The following is an 8,724-nucleotide window of genomic DNA, read 5'->3' on the forward strand; positions in this document are numbered from 1 at the left end:
ATGAGGTGTGACGTGAACAAGTGGCTGTTTCCTGCCGTGACGGCGCTGGCTGTGCTCCAGGGGTGCGCCAGCGTCCCGCGCGGCAATATTCCGGTGGTCGACTCGAGCACCCGCGTGTCCAACAGCGAACGCGTGACGGCCAACCGCTCTGCGGGTGGCTACAACGCGGGCACCGCGCAGGCGCAAACGCTGCCTGAAGACTCCGGCGTCACCGTGATGATCCCGCAGGGCGCTGGCGCTTCGGGCATCCAGACGTTCCCGGCGGCCAATGGCGCGGCGCCGATCAGCACCTCGCCGATTACCCCGGGGGCGATTACCACAGGGCCGGTCACTTTGGCACCGATGACCACCAACCCCAACCCGATCGCCGACGAACCCTTCGACATCGCGGCGATGAACAGTGCCCCGCAAACCACCAGCGCGCCAACCGGTATCCCGCGTAGCAGTGCCGCTGCAGGTGGCCTGTCGGCCGACGAGCAGCTGGACGGCCCGGTGCTGGCGCTGCTGACCACCGCGAAGACCCAGCAGGGCAGTGGCGACTTCAACGGTGCCGCCTCGAGCCTGGAGCGTGCCCAGCGCATTGCACCGCGCGAGCCGCAGGTGCTGTACCGCCTGGCCCAGGTGCGCCTGTCGCAAGGTGATGCGCCGCAGGCCGAGCAACTGGCGCGTCGTGCCCTGACTTACGCCAATGGCCGCCCGAGCCTGCAGGCCGAGCTGTGGAACACCATCGCCCAGGCCCGCGAGAAGCAGGGTGATAACGCCGGCGCCGCACTGGCCCGGCAGAAGGCACGGGTCAATTCGTGATGATCGAACAGCGCATTCTGGATATTGCCGACCACCTGCTGCTGATCGAGCGTGAACTGCAGGTGCAAGGCTGGTGGGATGACGAGCCGCCAAGCGACGAGGCACTGGCCAGTACGGTGCCTTTCGCTGTCGATACCCTCAGTTTCGAGCAGTGGCTGCAATGGATCTTCCTGCCGCGCATGAAGATCATCGTCGAGCTGGGCCACCCGTTGCCCAACGCCTCCGGCATCCTGGTCATGGCCGAAACCGTGTTTACCGACCGGCCAGAGCAAAGTCGTGAGCTACGCCGCCTGTTGGCAGCATTTGACCAATTGATTGCTCCTTCCGCCTGATTTCTTCAGTTTTTCCTTCAAGGGCCGCAGATTGTGGCCCTTTTTTGTGGAAATCTTATTTATTCTGCTGCTGAAGCGATTTTTAGTGGTGGCAGGAATTCATCTTGGGGAAAAATTGGCAATAATTTTTCTTGACTTGTTGGCGCCGAATCAGAAGAATCCAATCTCCGCTGTAGAGGGACTGCCAGAAGCAGACCCGCTAAGCAGATCATGAGGCGCACACCCGCGCCGACCTGTTACACCCCGCAACGCGTTACCTCGCGCTGGGTGGGAAAACCCCGCAACACTCTGGGGCGCTCCCAATACTTGCTCAGTCAGTGCTGACGTTCGCTCATGCTCTGCTTGGCAGTAAACCTATTAAGACCCGTCCAGTGAGGGCGGTATTCTGGCGTTTTAGAGGTGAACAACGTGGAGCTTTTATCTGGCGCTGAGATGGTCGTCCGCTTCTTGCGTGACGAAGGCGTTAAGCACATCTACGGGTACCCTGGTGGTGCTCTCCTGCATGTTTACGACGCGCTGTTCAAGGAACCGGAAGTCGAGCACATCCTGGTTCGTCATGAGCAGGCAGCTACCCATATGGCGGACGGTTACGCCCGCGCCACCGGCAAGGCCGGCGTGGTGCTGGTAACCTCCGGCCCGGGCGCGACCAATGCCATTACCGGTATTGCCACCGCCTACATGGACTCGATTCCGATGGTCATCCTGTCCGGCCAGGTGCCTAGCACCATGGTGGGTACCGATGCCTTCCAGGAAACCGACATGATCGGTATTTCGCGGCCGATCGTGAAGCACAGCTTCATGATCAAACATGCCAGCGAAATCCCCGAAGTTCTGAAAAAAGCATTCTACCTGGCGCAATCCGGTCGCCCAGGTCCGGTCGTGGTCGACATTCCAAAAGATATGACCAACCCGGCCGAGAAGTTCGAATACGTCTACCCGAAAAAGGTCAAGCTGCGTTCCTACAGCCCGGCGGTACGCGGCCACTCCGGCCAGATCCGCAAGGCTGCCGAGATGCTGCTGGCGGCCAAGCGCCCGATCGTCTACTCCGGTGGCGGCGTGATCCTCGGTGGTGGCTCCGAAGCCCTGACCGAAATCGCCAAGTCGCTGAACCTGCCGGTCACCAATACCCTGATGGGTCTGGGTGGCTTCCCGGGTACAGACCGCCAGTTCCTCGGCATGCTCGGCATGCACGGCAGTTTCACTGCCAACATGGCCATGCACCATGCCGACGTCATCTTCGCCGTCGGTGCCCGTTTTGACGACCGCGTGGTCAACGGCCCGGCCAAGTTCTGCCCGAACGCCAAGATCATCCATATCGATATCGACCCGGCGTCGATCTCCAAGATGATCAAGGCCGACGTGCCGATCGTCGGCCCGGTCGACAGCGTGCTCAGCGAAATGCTCGGCATCCTCAAGGAAATCGGCGAGCAGCCTGACAAGGCGGCGCTGGATGCCTGGTGGAAGCAGATCGACGAATGGCGTGGCAATGGCGAGCTGTTCCCTTACGACAAGGGTGACGGCAATGTCATCAAGCCGCAGAAAGTCATCGAGACCCTGTGCGAAGTGACCAATGGCGATGCCTTCGTCACCTCCGACGTGGGCCAGCACCAGATGTTCGCGGCGCAGTACTACCGCTTCAACAAGCCGAACCGCTGGATCAACTCCGGTGGCCTGGGCACCATGGGCTTCGGCTTCCCGGCGGCGATGGGCGTCAAGCTCAACTTCCCGGACCAGGACGTGGCCTGCGTGACCGGCGAAGGCAGCATCCAGATGAATATCCAGGAGCTGTCCACCTGCATGCAGTACGGCCTGCCGGTGAAGATCGTCAACCTGAACAACGGTGTGTTGGGCATGGTCCGCCAGTGGCAGGACATGGCCTACAACGGTCGCCACTCGCACTCGTACGTCGAGTCGCTGCCTGACTTCATCAAGCTGGCCGAGGCCTATGGCCATGTGGGTATCCGCATCACCAGCCTGAAGGACCTCAAGCCGAAGCTGGAAGAAGCGTTTGCGATGAAGGACCGCCTGGTGTTCATCGACATCGCGGTTGACCGCAGTGAGCACGTCTATCCGATGCAGATCAAGGATGGCTCGATGCGTGACATGTGGCTGAGCAAGACGGAGCGTACCTGATATGCGGCACATCATCTCCCTGCTGCTGGAAAACGAACCAGGTGCGTTGTCCCGCGTGGTCGGCCTGTTCTCCCAGCGTAACTACAACATTGAAAGCCTGACCGTGGCGCCGACCGAAGACCCGACCCTGTCGCGTCTGACGCTGACCACCGTTGGCCATGACGAAGTGATCGAACAGATCACCAAGAACCTGAACAAGCTGGTCGAAGTGGTCAAGCTCGTCGACCTGTCGGAAAGCGCTCACATCGAGCGTGAACTGATGCTGGTCAAGGTCAAGGCCACCGGTGCCCAGCGCGCCGAGATCAAGCGCACCACGGATATCTTCCGTGGCCAGATCGTCGATGTGACTGCCAGCGTGTACACCGTGCAGCTGAGCGGCACCAGCGACAAACTGGACAGCTTCATCCAGGCGATCGGCACTGCATCGATTCTCGAAACCGTGCGCAGCGGCGTTACCGGCATTGCCCGTGGCGACAAAGTGCTCAGCATCTAAATTCAAAAATTAGCGATGGCTCCGCAGGGGCCGAGATATAACCAGGGGTATTTTCATGAAAGTTTTCTACGATAAAGACTGCGACCTTTCCATCATCCAGGGTAAGAAAGTCGCCATCATCGGTTACGGTTCCCAGGGCCACGCTCAGGCGTGCAACCTGAAGGACTCCGGTGTAGATGTCACCATCGGTCTGCGTAAAGGTTCGGCCACCGTTGCCAAGGCAGAAGCCCATGGCCTGAAAGTGACCGACGTTGCCTCTGCCGTCGCTGCTGCCGACCTGGTCATGATCCTGACCCCGGACGAGTTCCAGGGCCAACTGTACAAGCAGGAAATCGAGCCGAACATCAAGAAGGGCGCTACCCTGGCCTTCTCCCATGGCTTCTCGATCCACTACAACCAGGTCGTTCCACGTGCCGACCTCGACGTGATCATGATCGCGCCGAAGGCCCCGGGCCACACCGTTCGCTCCGAGTTCGTCAAGGGCGGCGGTATCCCTGACCTGATCGCCATCTACCAGGACGCCTCCGGCAACGCCAAGAATGTTGCCCTGTCGTACGCTTCGGGCGTAGGCGGCGGCCGTACCGGCATCATCGAAACCACCTTCAAGGACGAGACCGAAACCGACCTGTTCGGTGAGCAGGCTGTTCTGTGCGGCGGTACCGTAGAGCTGGTCAAGGCCGGTTTCGAAACCCTGGTCGAAGCTGGCTACGCGCCGGAAATGGCCTACTTCGAGTGCCTGCACGAACTGAAGCTGATCGTTGACCTCATGTACGAAGGCGGCATCGCCAACATGAACTACTCGATCTCCAACAACGCCGAGTACGGTGAGTACGTAACCGGTCCGGAAGTCATCAACGAAGAATCCCGCAAGGCCATGCGCAACGCCCTGAAGCGCATCCAGGACGGCGAGTACGCGAAGATGTTCATCTCCGAAGGTGCTACCAACTACCCATCGATGACCGCCAAGCGCCGCAACAACGCCGCTCACGGCATCGAAATCATCGGCGAGCAACTGCGCTCGATGATGCCGTGGATCTCGGCTAACAAAATCGTCGACAAGACCAAGAACTAAGTCTTATCGAAAGATGAAAAACGCGGCTTCGGCCGCGTTTTTTCGTTCTGACAGTCAGCTTCTGGTATAAAGCAGACCAGTGGCCTGCCGTCAGAACCTGTTTTGCAGGCCCGTGTCGAACATTTTCCATCCTGTTGCAAGGTACCCTCCATGAGCGAACGTCCCGAAGAGCCGAACAAGCCCTCCGACGCCGAAAGCCTGCTACCTGTCGATGAGCACGTTGAAGAAGGGCATGACGCCGAAGGGCGCAAGGTGCGCCATCGTGGCATCTACCTGCTGCCCAACCTGTTTACCACCGCCAACCTGTTTGCCGGTTTCTATTCCATCATCAGCTCGATGAGCGCGCAGAGCGCCCTGAGCGCCGGTGACCCGCGCGAGGCGAGCAAGTACTTTGCCTTCGCTGCCATCGCCATCTTCGTGGCCATGGTGCTCGACGGCCTCGATGGCCGTGTCGCGCGCATGACCAACACCCAGAGCGCCTTTGGTGCCGAGTACGACTCGCTGTCGGACATGGTCGCCTTCGGTGTGGCTCCGGCCTTGCTGGCCTTTGGCTGGGCGCTGGGCGACATGGGCAAGGTCGGCTGGATGGTCGCCTTCATCTATGTGGCTGGTGCAGCACTGCGCCTGGCGCGCTTCAATACCCAGGTCGGCACCGCCGACAAACGCTACTTCATCGGCCTGGCCAGCCCGGCTGCCGCGGGCGTGGTCGCGGGTACCGTGTGGGCGTTCAGCGACTACGGCATCCAGGGCTCCAAGCTGTCGTTCCTGGTGGCGCTGCTGGTGGCTGCTGCCGGCATGCTGATGGTCAGCAACATCAAGTACAACAGCTTCAAGGAGCTGGACCTCAAGGGCCGTGTACCGTTCGTGGCTATCCTGGCCGTGGTGCTGGTGTTTGCCGTGGTGTTCAGTGACCCGCCGCGTATCTTGCTGCTGATCTTCCTCGCCTATGCGGCTTCGGGGCCGATCCAGTTCCTGCTCAAGGCACGCCGTCGTAAAGCGTGACAATCATTTAATGCAGGAATAACCCGCCGGCTCCATAGTCTTACTGGTACATCCGTTATCCAGTGCTGTGGAGCCGCTCATGCTCATCAAGCTTCCCAGGTCTTCCGAGTGCAAGGCGTCGGAGATCACCCCCGAAGGCATCTACCTCTCCCGTCGTACCCTGCTGGGTGGCTCGTTGGCCGGCCTGGCCTTGGGTGCCTTGCCGAGCATGGCGCGCGCAGTTGAAGCCAGCCGTTACGCCGATGTCGAGGCGGGCAGGGCGCCTGGCTGGTTCAGTGAAAAGCTCGCGGCCACTCGATGGCAGGCAGTAACGGTCAAGGGTGAGGCAATCACGCCGTTCAAGGATGCCACTCACTACAACAACTTCTACGAGTTCGGGCCCGACAAGGGTGACCCGGCGGCCAATGGCGACAGCCTGAAAACCGAACCGTGGAGCGTTGTGGTCGATGGCGAAGTGGGTAAGCCCGGGCGCTATGCACTGGAAGACTTCGTCAAGCCGTACCAGCTTGAGGAGCGCATCTACCGGCTGCGTTGCGTCGAGGCGTGGTCGATGGTCATTCCGTGGCTGGGCTTCCCGTTGGCGCAGGTGCTCAAGCAGGTCGAGCCGACGTCCAAGGCGCGCTATGTGCGCTTCGAAACCCTGAAAGATCCGGACCATATGCCGGGGCAGCGTTCGGGGTTCGCCTTGATCGACTGGCCTTATAGAGAAGGCTTGCGTCTGGATGAGGCGATGCATCCTTTGGCGATCCTGGCGGTTGGCATGTATGGCCGGGAGCTGCCCAGCCAGAATGGCGCGCCGTTGCGGCTGGTGGTGCCGTGGAAGTATGGCTTCAAGAGCATCAAGTCGATCGTGCGTATCAGCCTGGTGGCCGAGCAACCGGGCACCACCTGGGAAGGGCTGGCGCCGGATGAATATGGGTTCTATGCCAATGTGAACCCGACGGTCGACCACCCTCGTTGGAGCCAGGCGCGTGAACGGCGGCTGCCCAGCGGTCTGTTCAGTCCCAATGTGCGGGAAACCCAGATGTTCAATGGCTATGCCGATGAAGTGGCGTCGCTGTATACCGGGCTTGATCTGCGGAAGAACTATTGATGCGTTACCCCTGGTTTCGTCTGGCCATCTTCATCGTGGGGTGCCTGTTTCCGGTCTGGTGGTTGTATGAGGCGGCGATGAATCTGCTAGGGCCTGACCCTGGCAAGATCATGATGGACCGGCTTGGGCTCGGGGCGCTGACCTTCCTGCTGGTTACCTTGGGTATGACGCCGCTGCAGAAGCTGACGGGATGGTCGGGCTGGATCGTGGTGCGCCGGCAACTGGGGTTGTGGGTGTTTGCCTATATCGTGCTGCACATCCTGGCTTACCTGTTCTTTATCCTTGGGCTGGACTGGGGGCAGTTGACGGTTGAGTTGCGCAAGCGGCCTTACATTATTGTGGGTGCGCTTGGGTTTCTTGGGCTGCTGGCCCTGGCGGTTACCTCGAATCGGTATAGCCAGCGGCGGTTGGGTGCGCGTTGGAAGAAGCTGCACCGGTTGGTGTACGTGATACTTGGGTTGGGGTTGCTGCATTTCTTGTGGATCGTGCGCTCGGATCTGCGGGAGTGGGCGATCTATGCGGTTATTGGGGCTGTGTTGATGGTGTTGCGGGTTCCTGCTGTTGCGCGGGTGCTGCCCAGGATTGGCCGGAGATAGGGTAGGGGGCAAGGGCCTGTCTTGAGATGGCATTGCCTTTGAAATGTGCCTGCCTTGAGTTTTCTGGCGCCTGTGAGATCGAGCGCCGCCCGCGCGGCGCTTCGCAGCACAAGGCTGCTCCTACATCTGTTTCGGGCCAGTCTCTCCTGTGCCTGGCGCGCGCGACCGCCTTGTCTGTTCCATTCAATATCGAAGGTTGCGCCTGCTGCTCTTCATCAATCTCCTGCCATGCACCCAGGGTGCGCGCGCCAATGGCGCAGGAATAATTGGCCCGAAACAGATGTAGGAGCAGCCTTGTGCTGCGAAGCGCCGCGCGGGCGGCGCTCGATCTCACCGGCGCAGAAGGTGTTGTGGCGAGCACCTGGTGGCCTTGATAAGGTCTTTGCCTGGAATATTTCAAATAAATGAAATTAACCCTTGACCGCCTTCTGAATCCCCTTATAATGCGCCCCACTTCCAGCGACATCGGAACGACAAACTTCTTGAAATTCAATAAGTTAGGTTGTTCGGAAAGAGCTGAAAAGGCTACGATCAAATGATCGCCAGCGGTTGAGATGATGGTTGACAGCGCTTCTAAACGCTGTATGATTCGCCTCCGCTACGAGAGATCGCAGCGAGTCAAGTGTTTGAAGCTAAACGAGTTTCTCGCAAGAAACTTCAAAATAAACGCTTGACAGCAAATGAGGAAGGCGTAGAATGCGCGCCTCGGTTGAGACGAAAAGCTCTTAACCAAACGCTCTTTAACAAATCGAATCAAGCAATTCGTGTGGGTGCTTGTGAGTACGGACTGATAGTCACAAAGATTATCAGCATCACAAGTGACCATGCGAGAAATCACATAGTCATTTGAGATTGCTGAGCCAAGTTTAGGGTTTCTTAAAAACCCAAGCAGTATTGAACTGAAGAGTTTGATCATGGCTCAGATTGAACGCTGGCGGCAGGCCTAACACATGCAAGTCGAGCGGATGACGGGAGCTTGCTCCTTGATTCAGCGGCGGACGGGTGAGTAATGCCTAGGAATCTGCCTGGTAGTGGGGGACAACGTTTCGAAAGGAACGCTAATACCGCATACGTCCTACGGGAGAAAGCAGGGGACCTTCGGGCCTTGCGCTATCAGATGAGCCTAGGTCGGATTAGCTAGTTGGTGGGGTAATGGCTCACCAAGGCGACGATCCGTAACTGGTCTGAGAGGATGATCA

Annotated in this window: 8 protein-coding genes and 1 rRNA gene; all 9 read left to right on the top strand. The window is 59.3% G+C overall.

Annotation, left to right across the window (positions count from 1 at the left end):
* Positions 1–804, top strand: a complete 804-nt coding sequence (locus ACGLHT_RS04770; protein ID WP_137162438.1) for a tetratricopeptide repeat protein — start codon at positions 1–3, stop codon at positions 802–804.
* On the top strand, positions 804–1,136 hold the full coding sequence (locus tag ACGLHT_RS04775; protein ID WP_137162437.1) for a YqcC family protein: 333 nt from the start codon (positions 804–806) through the stop codon (positions 1,134–1,136). Before ACGLHT_RS04770 ends, ACGLHT_RS04775 begins: the two co-directional genes overlap by 1 nt.
* A 408-nt stretch (positions 1,137–1,544) precedes the next feature.
* On the top strand, positions 1,545–3,269 hold the full coding sequence (locus ACGLHT_RS04780; protein WP_015271834.1) for an acetolactate synthase 3 large subunit: 1,725 nt from the start codon (positions 1,545–1,547) through the stop codon (positions 3,267–3,269).
* Between the two features lies 1 nt (position 3,270).
* Positions 3,271–3,762 carry an acetolactate synthase small subunit gene (ilvN, locus tag ACGLHT_RS04785; protein ID WP_003250040.1) on the top strand — a complete coding sequence of 164 codons (492 nt, stop codon included), beginning with the start codon at positions 3,271–3,273 and terminating at the stop codon, positions 3,760–3,762.
* A 55-nt stretch (positions 3,763–3,817) separates the two neighbouring features.
* On the top strand, positions 3,818–4,834 hold the full coding sequence (gene ilvC / locus ACGLHT_RS04790) for a ketol-acid reductoisomerase (protein ID WP_013974255.1): 1,017 nt from the start codon (positions 3,818–3,820) through the stop codon (positions 4,832–4,834).
* 150 nt (positions 4,835–4,984) lie between these two features.
* Entirely contained in the window at positions 4,985–5,836 is an 852-nt protein-coding gene (pssA, locus tag ACGLHT_RS04795) for a CDP-diacylglycerol--serine O-phosphatidyltransferase (RefSeq protein WP_003250045.1), read from the top strand.
* Positions 5,837–5,915: 79 nt separating this feature from the next.
* Entirely contained in the window at positions 5,916–6,929 is a 1,014-nt protein-coding gene (msrP, locus tag ACGLHT_RS04800; RefSeq protein WP_137162435.1) for a protein-methionine-sulfoxide reductase catalytic subunit MsrP, read from the top strand.
* Positions 6,929–7,525, top strand: coding sequence for a protein-methionine-sulfoxide reductase heme-binding subunit MsrQ (gene msrQ / locus ACGLHT_RS04805; RefSeq protein ID WP_137162434.1), 597 nt, complete (start codon positions 6,929–6,931; stop codon positions 7,523–7,525). Before msrP ends, msrQ begins: the two co-directional genes overlap by 1 nt.
* An 896-nt stretch (positions 7,526–8,421) precedes the next feature.
* A 16S ribosomal RNA gene (locus tag ACGLHT_RS04810) occupies positions 8,422–8,724 on the top strand; the annotation flags it as partial.

Origin of the sequence: Pseudomonas sp. PsB (assembly GCF_043658375.1) — a bacterium.
Classification (GTDB): Bacteria; Pseudomonadota; Gammaproteobacteria; order Pseudomonadales; family Pseudomonadaceae; genus Aquipseudomonas; species Aquipseudomonas putida_Z.

Excerpts from the sequence above, each read along its gene's own strand:
- ACGLHT_RS04770 (WP_137162438.1), top strand. The coding sequence starts at position 1 with ATGAGGTGTGACGTGAACAAGTGGCTGTTTCCTGCCGTGACGGCGCTG.
- ACGLHT_RS04775 (WP_137162437.1), top strand. The coding sequence starts at position 804 with ATGATCGAACAGCGCATTCTGGATATTGCCGACCACCTGCTGCTGATC.
- ilvN (WP_003250040.1), top strand. The coding sequence starts at position 3,271 with ATGCGGCACATCATCTCCCTGCTGCTGGAAAACGAACCAGGTGCGTTG.
- ilvC (WP_013974255.1), top strand. The coding sequence starts at position 3,818 with ATGAAAGTTTTCTACGATAAAGACTGCGACCTTTCCATCATCCAGGGT.
- pssA (WP_003250045.1), top strand. The coding sequence starts at position 4,985 with ATGAGCGAACGTCCCGAAGAGCCGAACAAGCCCTCCGACGCCGAAAGC.
- msrP (WP_137162435.1), top strand. The coding sequence starts at position 5,916 with ATGCTCATCAAGCTTCCCAGGTCTTCCGAGTGCAAGGCGTCGGAGATC.
- msrQ (WP_137162434.1), top strand. The coding sequence starts at position 6,929 with ATGCGTTACCCCTGGTTTCGTCTGGCCATCTTCATCGTGGGGTGCCTG.